At 45.0% G+C, this 15,800-nt stretch carries 16 protein-coding genes; 5 read left to right on the top strand and 11 right to left on the bottom strand.

The genetic code is table 11. The features are described 5' to 3' along the window. Window positions 1-189 precede the first annotated feature (189 nt). Window positions 190-987 carry a formate/nitrite transporter family protein gene (locus IGJ05_RS09540; protein ID WP_005227159.1) on the bottom strand — a complete coding sequence of 266 codons (798 nt, stop codon included), beginning with the start codon at window positions 985-987 and terminating at the stop codon, window positions 190-192. Window positions 988-1,354: 367 nt separating this feature from the next. Between IGJ05_RS09540 and rpsD the strand changes: the two genes are divergently transcribed. Then, complete coding sequence (rpsD, locus tag IGJ05_RS09545) at window positions 1,355-1,966, top strand: 30S ribosomal protein S4 (RefSeq protein WP_005227158.1); 612 nt, start codon at window positions 1,355-1,357, stop codon at window positions 1,964-1,966. Window positions 1,967-2,113: 147 nt separating this feature from the next. On the opposite strand, the gene spx is transcribed toward rpsD, so the two are convergent. The 4 genes from spx to IGJ05_RS09565 form a co-directional block, all read right to left on the bottom strand. Continuing rightward, complete coding sequence (gene spx, locus IGJ05_RS09550; RefSeq protein WP_010748641.1) at window positions 2,114-2,563, bottom strand: transcriptional regulator Spx; 450 nt, start codon at window positions 2,561-2,563, stop codon at window positions 2,114-2,116. Window positions 2,564-2,613: 50 nt separating this feature from the next. Next, window positions 2,614-3,015, bottom strand: coding sequence for an Asp23/Gls24 family envelope stress response protein (locus IGJ05_RS09555; RefSeq protein WP_005227156.1), 402 nt, complete (start codon window positions 3,013-3,015; stop codon window positions 2,614-2,616). A gap of 286 nt (window positions 3,016-3,301) precedes the next feature. Beyond that, window positions 3,302-4,747: a peptidoglycan DD-metalloendopeptidase family protein gene (locus IGJ05_RS09560; RefSeq protein ID WP_270286655.1), complete on the bottom strand. Its 1,446-nt coding sequence runs from the start codon at window positions 4,745-4,747 to the stop codon at window positions 3,302-3,304. Between the two features lie 234 nt (window positions 4,748-4,981). Next, a complete protein-coding gene (locus IGJ05_RS09565; protein ID WP_010748638.1) occupies window positions 4,982-6,343 on the bottom strand; it encodes a citrate/2-methylcitrate synthase in 1,362 nt (453 codons plus the stop codon). Between the two features lie 235 nt (window positions 6,344-6,578). On the opposite strand from IGJ05_RS09565, the gene acnA reads away from it, so the two are divergent. The 4 genes from acnA to IGJ05_RS09585 all read left to right on the top strand — a co-directional run bounded on the left by acnA (window position 6,579) and on the right by IGJ05_RS09585 (window position 12,122). Beyond that, a complete protein-coding gene (acnA, locus tag IGJ05_RS09570; RefSeq protein WP_081116163.1) occupies window positions 6,579-9,275 on the top strand; it encodes an aconitate hydratase AcnA in 2,697 nt (898 codons plus the stop codon). Next, the gene (gene icd / locus IGJ05_RS09575; protein ID WP_010748636.1) at window positions 9,268-10,518 is read left to right on the top strand and encodes an NADP-dependent isocitrate dehydrogenase; all 1,251 of its coding nucleotides are present in this window, start codon (window positions 9,268-9,270) and stop codon (window positions 10,516-10,518) included. The genes acnA and icd overlap by 8 nt, the downstream gene beginning before the upstream one ends. A gap of 104 nt (window positions 10,519-10,622) precedes the next feature. Next, window positions 10,623-11,477, top strand: coding sequence for a helix-turn-helix domain-containing protein (locus IGJ05_RS09580; RefSeq protein WP_010748635.1), 855 nt, complete (start codon window positions 10,623-10,625; stop codon window positions 11,475-11,477). A gap of 105 nt (window positions 11,478-11,582) precedes the next feature. Further along, the gene (locus IGJ05_RS09585; protein ID WP_005227150.1) at window positions 11,583-12,122 is read left to right on the top strand and encodes a biotin transporter BioY; all 540 of its coding nucleotides are present in this window, start codon (window positions 11,583-11,585) and stop codon (window positions 12,120-12,122) included. Window positions 12,123-12,213: 91 nt separating this feature from the next. Here IGJ05_RS09585 and IGJ05_RS09590 read toward each other — a convergent pair whose 3' ends face one another. The 6 genes from IGJ05_RS09590 to IGJ05_RS09615 all read right to left on the bottom strand — a co-directional run bounded on the left by IGJ05_RS09590 (window position 12,214) and on the right by IGJ05_RS09615 (window position 15,721). Continuing rightward, the gene (locus tag IGJ05_RS09590) at window positions 12,214-12,780 is read right to left on the bottom strand and encodes a nucleotidyltransferase family protein (RefSeq protein WP_010748634.1); all 567 of its coding nucleotides are present in this window, start codon (window positions 12,778-12,780) and stop codon (window positions 12,214-12,216) included. A 30-nt stretch (window positions 12,781-12,810) separates the two neighbouring features. Continuing rightward, on the bottom strand, window positions 12,811-13,560 hold the full coding sequence (locus IGJ05_RS09595) for a 3-oxoacyl-ACP reductase (RefSeq protein ID WP_266166187.1): 750 nt from the start codon (window positions 13,558-13,560) through the stop codon (window positions 12,811-12,813). Then, on the bottom strand, window positions 13,557-13,778 hold the full coding sequence (locus tag IGJ05_RS09600; protein WP_005227147.1) for a DUF2829 domain-containing protein: 222 nt from the start codon (window positions 13,776-13,778) through the stop codon (window positions 13,557-13,559). Before IGJ05_RS09600 ends, IGJ05_RS09595 begins: the two co-directional genes overlap by 4 nt. An 85-nt stretch (window positions 13,779-13,863) precedes the next feature. Continuing rightward, window positions 13,864-14,757, bottom strand: coding sequence for a metallophosphoesterase (locus IGJ05_RS09605; protein ID WP_010748632.1), 894 nt, complete (start codon window positions 14,755-14,757; stop codon window positions 13,864-13,866). Window position 14,758: 1 nt separating this feature from the next. Beyond that, window positions 14,759-15,136, bottom strand: a complete 378-nt coding sequence (locus tag IGJ05_RS09610; RefSeq protein WP_266166189.1) for an iron-sulfur cluster biosynthesis family protein — start codon at window positions 15,134-15,136, stop codon at window positions 14,759-14,761. Between the two features lie 15 nt (window positions 15,137-15,151). Then, the gene (locus IGJ05_RS09615; protein WP_010748631.1) at window positions 15,152-15,721 is read right to left on the bottom strand and encodes a GNAT family N-acetyltransferase; all 570 of its coding nucleotides are present in this window, start codon (window positions 15,719-15,721) and stop codon (window positions 15,152-15,154) included. Window positions 15,722-15,800 lie beyond the last annotated feature (79 nt).

Here is a 15,800-nt window from a genome sequence, read left to right on the forward strand (position 1 = left end):
AAGTAACTAAGATTTTGGTCTTGGTTGCGGTCATTTTTACAAAAAACAGCAAGAAAAACCGTACATACTTATTCTTAACACAAATGACCGCTGATTTCAACGCTCCGTTAAGGGATGATAGCTTCTTCCTAGAGAAATGTTAGAGAAAAGAAAAAAAGAAGCATCGCTGCTTCTTTTTGTAGGTTCTGATTAGTCGACATAGGTCGATTTTGAGTTGTTCAACCATGCATAGCCAAGTCCCATGACCAAGCCACCGCCGATATAGTTACCAATAAAGGCAAAAACTAAATTATGGATCACACTGCCGACAGTCATGCCTGCCAAGTGTCCCCCTGAAGCCCAGAAAGCTAAGGTAAACGCTGGGAAGTTAGCGATGACGTGTTCGAAGCCTAAGAAAGCAAAGATGAAGATGATGAAAATGATTGCTGCGACTTTTCCAGCATCGTCTTTCATCCGCATGCTTACCAACACGGCTGTGTTTACCACGATATTAGCGAACATCGCTTCCACTAAAATTTGGATAGTGGATTTTTCTAATTTTGCAGTGATCGAGGTCAGCATAAAGTTGTCTGCGGTCAGCCCTTGAAAAGGTCCGGTTAGCGCAACGATCGAGCCGAAGATCACCCCGCCGATCAAGTTGAATAAGACACACGTAAGCAAAATTTTCAATGCCAAAGGAATACTTAGACGTTTACGGTAAACCCCAACAGTCATATACAACATATTCGATGTTCCTAATTCTGCGTTCATATAAAGAATCATGACTAAAGACCAGCTAAACATAAATGCATACAAAATTTTTCCTAACCCGTGAACCATTGATTCACCTTTCATAGCGATCGCAAAAGCAATAGCTGTTCCGAGGGTCAAGAATAAACAAGCCATCATCGCACGTACAGCGTAACGCAAATAACTACTCTTGATCAAATCGATTTTCTTTTCTATGGATGAATCGATCTTCTCAAATAATGGGGATACTGGATTCATTTTTCTACTCCTTTTATGAAAAATTTTACTTCGTTATAATTTGCACAATACTTCCATATTCTAATGACGAAATGCTGATTTGTAAAGAGATATTTGAAAATATAAGTAATTAATGAAAAATTTCAAGCTTTGTTTTCATCAAATCCAAAGCCAGCTCCATCTTGACTTTTGCCCCTAGTTTGTCGTATACTATTCCTTGTGTAAAATAATGCAGCAGGAAAATAACAGCTCGTCACCAGTTCGTTGCCCCTCGGGTGCAATTGCGTAACCGCGGCTGCAAAGGTGAAGATTGAAGAACGAACTGCACGAATGTGAATTTTTCAACGGATTATTTTACTCCAAACTATTTTATTGGAGGAACTAAATTATGTCTCGTTATACAGGACCATCATGGAAAATTTCTCGTCGTTTAGGAATTTCTTTATCAGAAACTGGAAAAGAATTGGCACGTCGCCCTTACGCTCCAGGTCAACACGGACCAAACAGCCGTGGCAAAAAATCAGAATACGGCATGCAATTAACTGAAAAACAAAAATTGCGTCATATGTATGGCATGAACGAACGTCAATTCCGTACATTGTTTATCAAAGCAAGCAAAATCAAAGAAGGTAAACACGGTGTTAACTTCATGATCTTGCTAGAACAACGCTTAGATAACGTTGTTTACCGTCTAGGTTTAGCAACTACTCGTCGTCAAGCACGTCAATTAGTAAACCACGGTCACGTTTTAGTTGATGGCAAACGCGTTGATATCCCTTCATACCACGTTGAAGTTGGACAAGTCATCAGCGTTCGTGAAAAATCACAAAACATCTCAACAATCAAAGAAGCAGTTGAAGCAACAGCTGGCCGCGCGTCATTTGTAAGCTTTGATAGCGAAAAATTAGAAGGTTCATTAACTCGTTTACCTGAGCGTGATGAATTGTCTGCAGAAGTTGACGAAGCACTAGTCGTTGAATTCTACAACCAAAAACTTTAAGATTTCAACCGACACGATTCCTTTTGGGAATCGTGTTTTTTTGTGGACTCAACGGATTTACGGATCCCTTTAAGAAGACCCTTAAAAAATACCAAAAAAACCGACAATGATACATCGCTGTATTCATTTGCCGGTTTTGTTCCTATTTTAGATAAAGTTCGCAACAGATTCGCCTTCTTCTTGCTTTTGGCGATAATTAAACATGAGCAGCTCTGTTTGACGTCGTTTGAAAATGATCTTTCGTAAGTTTCGTGGCACGAATTTACGAATGTCTTCTTCATTGTATCCCACTTGGAGCTTGTTCTCATCTAAGATAATTGGTCGTTTCAATAAGTTCGGGTATTTTTCGATCAATGAAAGCAGCTCCTCTAGCTTCAACTCTTCTAAATCAATGTCTAGCTTTTGGTACACTTTCGAACGAGTAGATATAATGTCTTCCGTTCCATTTTTCGTTAAAGAAAGAATCTCCATTAGTTCATCACTATTTAATGGATCGCTAAAAATGTTTCTCTCTTTAAATGGTAGTTCATTTTCGGTCAACCATGCACGGGCTTTACGACATGACGTACAGCTGGGTGTTGTATATAGTGATATCATTTGTTCATTCTTCCTTTCTCTTTGATGTACTTCGATTTTTTGTTTGGTGCTCAACCTTCGATTTGATCGATCGTTTCCTGTTTGACGATATCGGCGATTCGAATATTGATCTCTTTGACTTTCAAAGAAGTCAAGCGGCTAATTTCTTCTAAGACCACTTCTTGGACTTGCGCAAAGAGTTTGGGGATATCTTTGCCGTAAGCCACGATTACTTCCAAGTCAACTGCAACCTCTTCTTTGCCAACTTCCACATCAATGCCAGAAGCGACTTGCGGCTGTTCTTCAAGGTTTTCGGTCATATCTGAAAGAAATCTGCCATTTACACTAATCAAGCCATCAATTGACTGCAAAGCGACACCAACAATTGTTTCAATGACTTTCTCTTCAAAGGACAGTGGACTTGCTTGCGCTGCTTCATTAGACACATTCGTTGTTTGCTGATCGTCAGTCATTTTTCACACTCCTTGGTTAAATAAGAAAGGATACTAGAGACATCGCAAAGTCGCATACACGACCTTGTCTAAAGTGGACATTCCTCTTGGGAATTTTTTTCCCTACCTTTTTAGCATAAATTCTTTTTGTTTTTTTTACAAAGAAAAACACTTGTTTTCGGAATAAATTTATCGTGCAAGATAAAATGAATGCGCTAAAAAAATCTCAAAGCATAATTTTCCTGAAATGATTCGTTTTTCTTGACAAAAAAAAAGAAAGCATCTACAACGCTCTCTTTTTTTCGTGTTATTTTGACAAAACTTCCAACGGATCAATCAGTTGGTGTCGCGCTAAACTTGGTGAAAGACTGACTTCAAAATGCAAGTGCGGGCCTGTACTGTTCCCCGTACTTCCCATAGAAGCAATCACCTCGCCTTGTTCGACCGTTTGACCGACTTCCACTAAATTGCGATGATTGTGGGCATACAATGTCGTCAGCCCATCTTTGTGCTCAATGGCAACATAATTTCCCCATGAAGAATGATATTCTGAGCGGATCACCGTTCCTGAAAGACTAGCCATGATTGGCGTTCCTTGTGGTGCGGCGAAGTCCACTCCACGATGAAACCCATTGCCTCGCGGACCAAAGACAGAGGAGACAACTGGATTGCTGACAGGATAGATCATCTTTTCGCTGCCTGTCGGTAATTCTGGTTTCTCTTTGTCATAACTCGTCAGTGCATACGCTTCGATCAGCGCATTCAGCTTCTCATTGTATTGTGTATCTGATGCATAACGTCCGGTCAGATATTCCGTGGCGTCTTCATAAGATTCCGTTTCTGATTTCCAAACACCTTTATAAAAATTCGGATTGTGGTCCAATCCTTCTTTCAACAATTTCGCATAATCTTTCAAAGAAGATTCGATGCTGTCATATTGGCGAAAAGTGGCATGAACTGTGTATAAATTACCAGAACCATCGTCTTCTTGCGTTTGGAAGGAAATCCCATTCCCTTCATAAAGTCCCTTAATACCAAATAAGTTATAAAAAGGCTCCTGGCTCAGACGGCTTCTTCCGCTGCCAGACTCTAAAATCGCTTGGGCAATCATGACCGATGCGTAAAGATCTTCTTCTTGTCCAACTTTACGAGCATCTTCTCCAATCTCCATAATAAAGTCCCACGTTTCTTTGACTGGCGTGACTTCAAATTTTGCTGGCTCATCTTCTTGCGGCGGCGTTACCGTCAACTCTGGTACATTCGGTACTTCTTTGATGTCAGGCGAAGGCTGGCTTGGTGTTGATTCTGGCTCAGGATTTGGTGTTGTCTCTGGTTCTGGTTCTGGATTTGGTGCTGGATTTGGTGCTGGTTCTTCTGGTTCTGGCGCCGGCTCAGGTGTTGGTTCTGGTTCTGGATTCGGCTCAGGATCAGGATTTGGTGTCGGCTCTTCTGGTTCCGGTGTTGGTTCTGGTGTCGGGGTTGGTTCTGGTTCTGGCAAAGGTTCTGGTGTTGGCTGTTCAGGAGCAGGTGTTGACTCTCCTGGAACTACTTCGCCGTTTTCTCCTGGTACCGTTGCGGCATCTTCAGGAACCAAGCCCATGGTTGGCCCGTTCACTCCCGGAACCGTTGACTCAGCTGTATTTTGACCTGCAGTAGACTCGTTCGTCAAAACAGATGCCGCAGCCGATACTGGCAGCATTGTTGAAAATTGACTGGTAATAATGGCAATCGCCATCCATTTTTTTATTTTCATTCGTGAACTTTCCTCCTTTATTCCTCCCTCTATCATACAAAAAATGCAAGAAACTTTGTAATCAATTTTTGCATTCCTATATGAAAAACGAGAAAAACTTGAATTTTCTAATGAACGAATGATCCAAGCCATTCATTTTCTCTCTAGTAAAAATACGCAAAAAAAGGCTCAATCCTTCTCTTTTCGAGTGTCCAAAACAAAAACAGCAGCGAGCTTCCTCCCTGCTGTTTTGATCTATCTTGACTCTATATCGATATATTCCCGATCGTTTGACACTTCTTTGTAGGCGGGACGCATGATTTTTTGTGCGTTGACCAGCTCTTCGATCCGATGGGCGGACCAGCCGACGATCCGCGCGATAGCAAACATTGGTGTATACAGTTCTTCTGGCAGATCCAACATGTTATAAACAAACCCGCTGAAAAAGTCGATATTGGCACTGACTCCTTTGTAGATTTTGCGCTTTTCATTGATGACTTGAGGAGCAATACGTTCGACCATCGTATACAATTGATATTCTTGCCAAGCTTCTGATCCTTTTTCTTGGGCCAGTTTTGCCACATAATTTTTAAAAATCGCCGCACGGGGATCGTTGTCGCTGTATACCGCGTGGCCCATGCCATAAATCAATCCTTTACGGTCAAACGCTTCTTTATCTAAAACTGCTTCCAAATAGCTGCGGATCGCCTGTTCATCGGTAAGGTCAGCAACGTTACGCTTCAAATCTCCCATCATTTCTGTCACTTTGATATTAGCACCACCGTGTTTAGGCCCTTTCAAAGAACCTAGCGCTGCAGCAATCGTTGAATAGGTATCCGTCCCACTGGAGGTAACGACTCGTGTCGTAAAGGTCGAATTATTCCCGCCGCCATGTTCCATATGCAAAACCAGTGCCATATCCAATGTTTGGGCTTCTTGGAAGCTATATTCTTTCGTTGGACGTAGCATAGTCAAAATCGTTTCAGCTGTACTCAACTCTTCGGTCGGTCGGTGGATATACATACTCTCCCCTTGATTGTAATGATTGTAGGCATGATAGCCGTAGATTGCCAAGAGCGGAAAGACACTGATCAGCATCAGACTTTGTTCCAATACATTTTCAATGCTGATGTCATCTGCTTGTGGATCGTAACTTGCCAGTGTCAAGATACTGCGAGATAAGCTATTCATGATATCAGAAGAAGGTGCTTTCATAATGACGTCACGAACAAAATTGGTCGGCAATGTACGTTTTTCTGCTAATAGGCAATGAAAGGCCGCAAGTTCTGTTTTGTTTGGCAGTTCGCCGAAAAGTAATAAATATGCAACCTCTTCAAAGCCAAAGCGTTTTTCATTGACGAACCCTGCAACTAACTCGTTGATGTCAATTCCGCGATAACGCAGCTCGCCACAAGCTTCAATTGGCTTACCAGCAATGATTTTTTCTGGATAAATGGTGGAGATCGTCGTAAGCCCTGCTAAGACCCCCGTGCCATTTAAATCCCTCAGTCCACGTTTCACATCATATTCTGAATAAAGATTCACATCTATCAAATTGTATTTCTGACATTGCGATGCAAGATAGGACATCTTCTCTTTCTTTTCTAATCTTTCCACGGTGATGTTACCTCCAATCTTTCTACAAACTATCGATTACAATGTTATTTAACCGTATACAAACATCGTTAAAATAGTCATCCTATAAAATCGTTGCTTTTTAACAAACTTTCACACATTATAGCACGATGTTTATAAAATGAAATATTTTTCATAAATTTAATTGATTTTTTAAATTATCAACGTATAATTATTCCTAATAAGTACGTTTATCTTCGTAAAAAGGAGGATTCTTATGAAGTGGCAATCTCAACTCACCGTCAAGGATACGCAATACACGTATATTGACTTAGCGAAAATCACCCAAGACTTAGGGGCTGATTTATCTCGCTTGCCCTACTCCATTCGAGTTTTATTGGAAAGTGTTGCTCGTCATCAAGACGAGGAAATTACAGAGGATTATTTACCATTTTTAGCGAACTGGCAGGCAGAAACCCCTACTGGTGTCGTGCCATTCAAACCAGAGCGGGTCGTTTTGCAAGACTTTACTGGGGTACCCGCAGTCGTTGATTTGGCTGCCATGCGGGATGCGATGGTCGCTTTAGGCGGTGCCGCAGAAGACATCAATCCTGAGATCCCCGTCACACTCGTCGTCGACCACTCTGTGCAAGTCGATCAAGCCGGTACTCCTGGGGCGATCGCTTTTAATACGGAGCGGGAATTTGAACGCAATGCAGAACGCTATCAATTCTTGAAATGGGCGCAAGGTTCTTTCGACAATTTCGAAGTCGTTCCACCTGAAACAGGGATCATTCATCAAGTCAACATCGAATCGTTGTCTGATGTGATCTTGCAAAAAACACACGAAGATCAACGACTGCTGTTTCCTGATACATTGCAAGGAACCGATTCTCACACCACGATGATCAACGGCTTGGGGGTTCTCGGTTGGGGGGTTGGCGGTATTGAAGCGGAAGCTGCGATTCTTGGCGAACCTTCTTTCTTCCCTACGCCTGAAGTCATCGGGGTGAAATTTATCAACGAGATGCCTGCAGGTACCACCGCCACCGATTTAGCACTAAAAGTAACTGAAGTGCTGCGGATCGAAAAAGTGGTCGGAAAATTTGTCGAATACTTCGGTCCTGGCTATCGTCATTTAAGTTTAGCTGATCGAGCAACGTTAGCAAACATGGCTCCCGAATATGGTGCGACTTGCGGTTTTTGTCCGATTGATCAAGAGACCTTGAACTACTTAGCAACGACCGGTCGCTCCAGCGAGCTGATCGAACTCGTTGCCGCTTACGCCAAAGCCAACCATTTCTTTTATGATGAAGCGATCGTGCCAACCTATACTAAGACGATCACCATCGATCTAGCAGAAGTTCAGCCAGCATTAGCAGGGCCCAAGCGCCCGCAAGATCGGATTTTGCTTCCAGCAGTCCGTCAGGATTTTGAACAATCGGTCACGGCTGCCGTCGGTCCCAAGGGCTTTGGTCTTTCAGAGGACGAATGGCAAAAAGAAGCCAGCGTTACCTGGTCAGATGCTGCACCTGACAAATTAGTGACCGGCGATATCGTCTTGGCGGCGATCACTAGCTGTACGAATACGAGCAATCCCTTCGTCATGCTCTCGGCAGGCTTATTGGCTAAAAAAGCCATTGAAAAAGGTCTGACCGTCTCTCGTACGGTCAAAACCTCCCTTGCACCTGGCTCCCAGATCGTGACCACCTATTTGCAAAACAGTGGTTTGCTGCCGTATTTAGAGCAACTCGGCTTTTATTTGGTGGGCTACGGTTGTACCACCTGTATCGGAAATTCAGGTCCTTTAGAAGCGCAGGTCGCTGAAGCAATTGAGGCAGACAATCTACTGGCGGCATCGGTTCTGTCAGGCAATCGAAATTTTGAAGGAAGAATCCATCCACAGATCAAAGCCAATTATTTGGCTTCACCGCCATTAGTTGTTGCCTATGCCATCGCTGGCAGCATTCGCAAAGATCTCACAAAAGAACCGTTAGCTATCGTCAATGACGAGCCGGTGTATTTGTCTGATATTTGGCCTAGCAATGAAGAAGTCAATGCTTACGTTCAAGAGTACGTCGGACCAGAAGCATTTCGCGCTGCCTATGAGCATCTTTTTGATGCCAATGAACGCTGGAATGCGATCGAAACCACCACGAGCGCATGTTATGAATGGGAGGAGCAATCCACTTACATCGCTCATCCGCCCTACTTTGAAACATTGACCAAAGAGTTGCCTAAACCAGATGTCTTAGCTGATCTGAAAGTCTTGGCAAAATTGGGTGATTCCGTCACCACTGACCATATTTCTCCTGCTGGCAGCATCAGTATGGATTCTGCAGCTGGAAAATTTTTACAAGAAAAAGAAGTTCCGTATCGTGAATTCAACTCATTTGGTTCGCGACGCGGCAATCATCAGATTATGATGCGGGGGACTTTCGGCAACATCCGTCTGCAAAACCAGCTAGTGCCTGGCAGTACTGGCAGTGTCACGCATTATTTTCCAACAGGGGAAACCCTGTCGATATTTGACGCAGCTATGAATTACCAAAAAGCTGGTCAAAGCTGTATCATTTTAGCTGGTAAAGATTATGGCATGGGTTCTTCTCGCGACTGGGCCGCCAAAGGAACACAATTGTTAGGCGTTAAAGTCGTCTTAGCAGAAAGCTTCGAACGAATCCATCGCAGCAACTTGGTCATGATGGGGATCATTCCGCTTGAATATCTTGCTGGTGAAAGTGCTGCATCATTTGATTTGGACGGCAGCGAAACATTCTCGATCGCTTTGCCAGAAGAGCCAGTGGTCAAGCAGCTGATCGAAGTCACTGCGCAACGGATCGACGGAGGGACTGTCTCCTTTATGACCCGCCTGCGCTTTGATGCCCCTGCAGATATTCGCTATTGGAAGCATCAAGGAATTTTACCGATGGTCATTCGAAAAAAAGCTGAATTAGGAGGAACTGCCCATGCCTAACCAAACAACCCATGAAGTAACGACGATCACCATTCCTTACATTGCAGGAGACGGCATCGGTGCCGAGATTTGGCAGGCTGCGCAACCTGTGATTGATGCCGCTGTAAATAAAGCCTATGACAATCAACGCCGTATCGAATGGCTGGAAGTTTTAGCTGGAGAAGCCGCCTTTGAACAGACGGGGGAATGGCTGCCGCAAGCAACCATCGATACGATCAAGGCTCAACAATACGCCTTAAAAGGACCGTTGACTACCCCAATTGGCGAGGGCTTTCGCTCCTTGAATGTCACCTTGCGGCAAACGCTGGATCTTTATGCCTGTGTCAGACCTGTTCGCTATTTTACAGGGGTCCCTTCGCCTTTAAAGCAGCCAGAAAAAACCGATATGGTGATCTTTCGAGAAAATACTGAAGATGTTTATGCTGGCATCGAATTTGCCAAAGACGACGACGCAACGCAGCGTCTGATCCAGACATTGCAAGCAGACTTTGCTGTCAAGGCGATTCGTTTTCCTAAAACTGCCGCTATCGGCATCAAGCCGATCTCTTTAGAAGGCAGTCAGCGCTTGATCGCTGCTGCCATTGAGTATGCGATCGCTCAAAAGCGGCCCACGGTGACACTGGTGCATAAAGGCAATATCATGAAATTTACAGAAGGCGGCTTTAAAAACTGGGGCTATCAGCTTGCAGAGACCACATACACCGACCAGTGTTTTACAATGAATCAATACAACAAAATCAAAGCAGAAAGCGGCTCAAAGGCAGCCGAAGCCGCTCTTGCCTCGGCAAAAGCGGCTGGGAAAATCGTTGTTAACGACGTGATCGCAGACAACTTTTTACAACAGATCCTTTTGTATCCAGAAAAATTCGACGTCATTGCCACTTGTAATTTGAACGGCGACTACATTTCTGATGCACTTGCTGCACAAGTCGGCGGCATCGGGATCGCCCCCGGTGCCAATATCAACTACGCTACTGGGGCAGCCATCTTTGAAGCTACCCACGGAACAGCACCGGATATCGCAGGACTTGGCAAAGCCAATCCCTGTTCGCTGCTGCTGTCAGCGTGCATGCTATTAGAACATTTGAACTGGCCAGAAGCAGCCCAAATCCTAACACAAGCCATTGAACAAGCCTTGCAAAGTCAACACGTCACTGCCGACTTCGCGCAGTTGATGCCAGAAGCGGTCTGTTTAACGACACAAGCGTTTGGTGAACACCTCCTTCAGTTGATCCATTCGTAAACTCAAGCTGTGATTGAGTCGGCATTTGCCTGCTCAATCACAGCTTGATTGCGTTTTCACCTTTTGAGAAACTATACTTAGAGCATGAAAGGGGGAATTCATTTATGAGTGAATTCAACATGAGAAAAATCGGTCAGCAGATCGCTGCCAAACGCAAAGAAAAAAATCTGACCCAAAGCAACTTGGCCGACCAGTTACTTGTCAGCTATCAGGCGGTCAGTAATTGGGAGCGGGGCAACTCACTGCCGGACATTGAAAAATTGCCGCAGCTAGCAGCGATTTTAGACCTATCCATCGATGAGCTGTTAGGGAAGCCAGCAGCTGCGGTGCAACATTATCAAGCAGGAACCGCACAGCCAGAAGAAATCGCCGAACTAGCTCCGCTGATCAAACCGCAAGAATTGTCAGCGTTGATTCAAGAAGAACCGTTTCAAGAAACTTCTTTAGATTTAGACTTATTGCCTAGGCTAGCACCTCATTTGACCAGCGCAGACTTGCAGCACCTGCTAAATGGTGCCGAGAATATCCCAGAAGAGGTACTGGAAGAACTCCTGCCTTTTTTGAAAAAGCCCCAAGTAGAAGAGCTCCTGAAAGGTAAGCACTATTCCATGGCTTTTTGGGAAGAGGCGGCGCCCTTTTTACCCCCCAACTTTTTGGCGGGAGAAATCAAAGGCTGGCTTGAAAATCCTGACTTCCGCTTTTCTGAGATTGAAGAACTGCTGCCCTTTTTACCTGCGCCTTATCTGGATGAACTCCTGCTGACTGCCCTGGAACAGCCAAACGTTGCCGCATCAGAACGCTTGGCTTATGATGAAATCGAAGAACTGCTGCCGTTTCTAACAGAAGCAACGATCTGCCGGCTCGTTCAAGCACTGCCCTTCTCAACAGATGAGCTGGAAGAGATCGCCCCTTTCCTCTCCTCAAAGAACTTGATTGTCCTTTTAAAAAAAGAACACTAAAAAAACAAGATTCTTCTTTACTTTTGGTAAACCACCGTTTATAATTTCGTTAACCAAATAATTTATTTTTAGGTTAACGAAATTATTATTAGAGAGAAGGATTCGATGAAATTATCATTACGTGAACAAATCCATGCCGCTTTATTTGCGATCATTATTGCTGGTCTTTCCCAACTGACGATTCCATTAGGTTTGATCCCATTGACAGGACAAACCTTTGCGATCGGGCTGGCGGTGACTTTCCTCGGCACGCGAACTGGAACGATGGCGATCATCATCTACTTGCTGTTAGGATTGATTGGTTTGCCCGTTTTCGCTGGTTTTTCCAGCGGTGTCGGTGTTTTGTTAGGACCAACTGGTGGCTATTTAGTCGGCTTCCTCTTTAATGGATTGCTTACTGGATTGATCGTAGAAAAAACAGCGTTTCGCTACACAGGAGCAGTGATCGGCAATATTGTCGGTGCGCTGGCAACTTTGTTGTTTGGTACATTGTGGCTGAAATGGAGCACGGGCATGGCATGGCCGGCTGCCTTTAACGGTGGCTTTGTTCTGTTTATTATCCCTGGGATCATCAAAGCCGTTGCCGCAGCTTATCTAGGTATCTTTTTAAGAAACCGCTTGGCGCAACCATTGGCTTTACGTTAATAAAAAACACTCGCGTCATATGCAGCGATTCCCATCAGTTAGCTTTCTCGTCTAACTTTTGAAAATCGCCGCATCACGCGAGTGTTCTTTTTTATTTCTTCCCCTCTTCAATCGAGAGCTGCGGCCAAATTTTCTGCCACTGCTTCATCGCTTGGCGTTGTCGATAAACCGCAAGATACTGTTCATTTTGGGCAAAATGTGGTGTTGGACGCACCCGAAAACTGCAAATATCCTGCCAGCCAAAAGGCGCCATCAATTCAAGCTTGCCTTGATTCATTCGTGCCGCTACCGCTGTACAACGCTCTGGAAACTTCGTTAAAGCATCGAAGGTACTTGTATAAGGCGGCTCCTCGGCAAAATTATGTTGGTGCATCAACGCTTGGTTTCGAACCTCCCAAGGAAATTCGGGAAACGAGCGGCGCAGTTGCGCTTCGATCGCTGCTGTTTCTTCTATGCTTACAGTCGGATCATAAAACACGACATCAATATCGGTCAGCGGCACCTCCGCTATTTTCCCACTGAGAAACCCCCATAAATAATTCCGCAGGTACCCAGCACACAGCCAGCAATCCGACAGCTGCAACGCTTCAATGATCGTAAGCAGTTGTCGACATTCACGATTTTTTGCAAACAAGTTCTGGATCGCTTGTTCCTTCATTGGCGTCCTCCTCTAATGGGTTCAGGCTAGTTATTTCAAGGTCCAACCACCGTCGATGGGCACGATCGCCCCCTGCAAGTAATTAGCTTGCGGACTGGCAAGAAAAAGGGTCAGCGCTGCAACTTCTTCTGGTTGCGCCCAACGCTTGACTGGCGTCTCTTCTGCCACCCATTGCGCCATTTTCCCGTCACCCGCAAAATCAGCCGCATTCATCGGCGTTTGAATCGCACCGGGCGCGATGCCCTTCACCGAGATCCCTTGATCTGCAACATCCAATGCCAACTGTTTGGTAAACCCGACGATCGCGTGTTTTGCGGTTGTATAGGCGATCCCGCCCCCACCTGCGACCATTCCAGCGATGGACGCCATATTGATGATCGTTCCGCCGCCATTGGCTTGCATCAGCGGCAAAATTTCTTTCGTTAAATAAAACATGCTGGAGACATTGGTTTGAAATATCTCCTCCCACTCCATTGACGTCGTCTCAGCGATCGTATGATAGCCGTCAAGCTTTCCTGCTGTATTTAACAAGACCGTGATACCGCCAAAGTGCGTCACACAAGCTTGGACCGCTGCAAGACAATTTTCTTTCACCGCTAAGTCACAACATGTGCCGAAAAAGCGGGGCTGGGCTAAAAGCGTATCAGGAAACGATTGGCAGTCAACACCAAATACTTGAGCGCCTTCTGCAAGAAACACCTCTGCTTGCGCTTTACCGATACCTGAAGCAGCCCCTGTGACAAACACAATCGTTTTGTCATCGATCCACGCTGCCGTCATTCCACGATTTTCCAATCTTCCGCAAGAATGTCGCAAACAGTCGGTGCGAAACTCGAGAATCCCTCGTCTGCTGTTTTGATCAAAAAGTAAGGGGTGACTGGGGCATTGTCGTACACTTCGCCTTCAACGAATGTCACATAAAGTTCAAAGCCGCCCCAACCTTCACGAATGATTTTTTTGCCAGCTTTTAATTCTGGTAAGATTTCTTCAAATGTCATGATTTTTCTCCTTTGTGTGTTTCTTCTAATGGTTTAAATTGCTTGGAAATTCAATCACGAAAACAAGCAGGACTCGTTTGCTGCGCTAATACGGCAGCAGCGTGATCGCTTGCGCCAATTCCTCTACAAGATGCGCCGTTTTATAGTCCTCAAATGCCTCATGATGGTTTCGCAGCAGCGTCCGAACTTTCGTTGGAGAATATGCTTCTGCTAAGTGATTTTCCAAAACGAAGCGTCGGGTCAACTGCCATTCATAATAGTAGCCGAAGGGACGGCAATAGTAGCTGGTTCCCGCAAGCTCCTTTTTCTCAAAGCGTCGATGGGTATGCCCAAAGACGACTGCCCGCACATTGGCGTACTGGTCGATCACTGCGCCAAAATCGGGCGACCCCAAAAACGCATTTAGGTGGTTCCAGCGGGCGTACTTGCCGGTCTGCCGCACAATAAACGCTTCTTGGGGCACAAAATGCGTAGAAAGAAAAATTTCTTGGTCTTGCGGCAAATGGGCCAATGTTTCCGCTAAACGCTCATTGATGGCTTGGCTGATCTCCTTATCCGATCCCTTTCGTTGAATCATGCGGTCATACCAAAACAAATTTTTCAGCCGCAAGATCTCAGCTTCACTGGTCAGATCAGAATATTGGTAGTCATACCAGCCATTGATTCCCAACAGCTGTGTTTTTTCTGATAAGCGATACGTCTGAAAATTAAGAAAGGCGGGATCATCGAAAGCCTCGATCTCTTGTTCCGTCAAGTCCACCATTTCATGATTGCCCCAGTGAAAGGTCGTTGGCACCTGTCGACTTTGAAAAAATGCGACCACGTCTAATAGCCGTTGTTTTTTATTCGCCACATCTCCTGCCAGATGCAGATGGGTCACCTGATTTTGCTGCAAATAATCAGCGATCAGCTGCAGATGGGGATCAAATAATTGGTTGATATCGACGTGCAAGTCGCTAATAACCGCCAACGTGCCCATCTCAGCGGCCCGCCGTCTGCTTTTCGATCCGTAACAATTGGACATCGTTAGCTAAGATCCCGCTATTTCCCACCAATTGCAACCGTTGATAGGTCGGTTCCACCTGCATCCGAGTCTGTTCTTCTAAATACACCTGAGCCCCTTGCTTCAACCAAATCGTGCCTAAGGGTGTCGTTAAAGGGGTGTCGTAGATCGCCAATCCTTCTTCTGGATAGCTTTGCGGCACGATGATCAGGCGAAAATGGATGTCCAAACGGCAGGTGATCTCCGTTGCAGGAAACGGACCAACGCCGTCTTCAAAATCCAAGTAGAGACGATCATCTGGCTGCACATAAGGGGTTATTTTTTTAAATGCTGCTGGCTCAATGTTCAGTTCCATGACGAGAGCCCTCCTTTACATGATAGGTTTTTTCCATTCCTCAAGGGTGATGCCACGCGTGACTTCATCGATGATTTCTTCACCCGATTTGCGGGCAGCTGGGATCGTTGCTTCCAATTTCATCCCAATTTTCTCCATGACCCGTCCAGACTTGGGATTTCGGGCATCATGTCGAGCAAAAATTCGAATCAATTCGAGTGTTTCAAAACCGAAATGCAGCAGTGCCATTGCCGCTTCTGGCATGATCCCTTGCCCCCAATAATCGCGACTCAATGTATAACCGAGCTCAGCGATCTCTTTTTCTGATTCTACCCGCAAATCGATGGTCCCGATCATTTTTCCTGAGTCTTTTTCTTCGATCGCAAATTTTCCTAAGGGTGCAGCAACAAAATACTCGGCGATGCGTAGTTTTGTTTCTTCAACCGACCCATGTCTAGCAAAGACGAAGGTCGTCGTTTCTTCATCATTTGCATAGGCAAACATGTCCGCTGCATCCGCCAAGGAAACAGGACGCAAGAGCAGCCTCGGTGTCTCCAACCGTTGATTTTCTGCTAACAATAGCAAATGTCGTTCTTTTGTTGTCATAGGATCCCTACTTTCTGTCAATACTCTCTCACGATCGCACCCCTCTTTTGCTATTTGCTGGATATGCTATAATAAGCAT

It is taken from the genome of Enterococcus sp. AZ167 (assembly GCF_051714025.1).
In the GTDB taxonomy this organism is placed as follows: domain Bacteria; phylum Bacillota; class Bacilli; order Lactobacillales; family Enterococcaceae; genus Enterococcus_D; species Enterococcus_D casseliflavus.

Coding starts and splice junctions, on each gene's coding strand:
- IGJ05_RS09595 (WP_266166187.1), bottom strand. CDS start 13,560: ATGACGGCAGCGTGGATCGATGACAAAACGATTGTGTTTGTCACAGGG.
- acnA (WP_081116163.1), top strand. CDS start 6,579: ATGAAGTGGCAATCTCAACTCACCGTCAAGGATACGCAATACACGTAT.
- IGJ05_RS09540 (WP_005227159.1), bottom strand. CDS start 987: ATGAATCCAGTATCCCCATTATTTGAGAAGATCGATTCATCCATAGAA.
- IGJ05_RS09585 (WP_005227150.1), top strand. CDS start 11,583: ATGAAATTATCATTACGTGAACAAATCCATGCCGCTTTATTTGCGATC.
- IGJ05_RS09590 (WP_010748634.1), bottom strand. CDS start 12,780: ATGAAGGAACAAGCGATCCAGAACTTGTTTGCAAAAAATCGTGAATGT.
- IGJ05_RS09560 (WP_270286655.1), bottom strand. CDS start 4,747: ATGAAAATAAAAAAATGGATGGCGATTGCCATTATTACCAGTCAATTT.
- IGJ05_RS09605 (WP_010748632.1), bottom strand. CDS start 14,757: ATGGGCACGTTGGCGGTTATTAGCGACTTGCACGTCGATATCAACCAA.
- IGJ05_RS09615 (WP_010748631.1), bottom strand. CDS start 15,721: ATGACAACAAAAGAACGACATTTGCTATTGTTAGCAGAAAATCAACGG.
- IGJ05_RS09610 (WP_266166189.1), bottom strand. CDS start 15,136: ATGGAACTGAACATTGAGCCAGCAGCATTTAAAAAAATAACCCCTTAT.
- IGJ05_RS09580 (WP_010748635.1), top strand. CDS start 10,623: ATGAGTGAATTCAACATGAGAAAAATCGGTCAGCAGATCGCTGCCAAA.
- rpsD (WP_005227158.1), top strand. CDS start 1,355: ATGTCTCGTTATACAGGACCATCATGGAAAATTTCTCGTCGTTTAGGA.
- icd (WP_010748636.1), top strand. CDS start 9,268: ATGCCTAACCAAACAACCCATGAAGTAACGACGATCACCATTCCTTAC.
- spx (WP_010748641.1), bottom strand. CDS start 2,563: ATGATATCACTATATACAACACCCAGCTGTACGTCATGTCGTAAAGCC.
- IGJ05_RS09600 (WP_005227147.1), bottom strand. CDS start 13,778: ATGACATTTGAAGAAATCTTACCAGAATTAAAAGCTGGCAAAAAAATC.
- IGJ05_RS09555 (WP_005227156.1), bottom strand. CDS start 3,015: ATGACTGACGATCAGCAAACAACGAATGTGTCTAATGAAGCAGCGCAA.